Origin of the sequence: Martinezella lusitana, from assembly GCF_010668395.1 — a bacterium.
GTDB lineage: Bacteria > Pseudomonadota > Alphaproteobacteria > Rhizobiales > Rhizobiaceae > Rhizobium > Rhizobium lusitanum_A.
Map to the genome: position 1 here is coordinate 1 of NZ_WUEY01000105.1, position 381 is coordinate 381.

At 76.1% G+C, this 381-nt stretch carries 1 protein-coding gene; it reads left to right on the top strand.

Features of this window, described 5'->3' with window-relative positions; translation table 11 throughout:
• On the top strand, positions 1-381 hold a 381-nt coding region (locus GR212_RS36730), incomplete at both ends, for a porin (RefSeq protein ID WP_163995052.1).

Below are 381 nucleotides of genomic sequence, written 5' to 3' on the forward strand. Positions count from 1 at the left end.
GGCCGGTTCGGTCCCGTCACGGCGCGTGCGATGCACGCCTTCGGCGAGAACGCGGGCCGCGCCTCCGCGCAGGCCTCCACGGGCGCGGGCCTGGCCTACGCCGCGGGCCCCTGGGCCGTCTCGGGCGCCTACCAGCGCTTCAAGACCGCCACGCAGCTGGAGCTGGAGGCCGCCACGCTGGGAGCCGCCTACCAGTGGGGCAGCGTGCGCGTGGCCCTGAACACCGCGCGCAGCGAGGCCGACACCTCGGCCACCGCCCGCACGGTGCAGCGCGTGCATTCGGCCGGCCTGACCTGGGCCGCCACTTCCTCGGTGGACCTGACGGCCTCGCTCTACCGCCTAGACCGCCAGCGCACCGGCCAGCGGGACGACGGCTACACC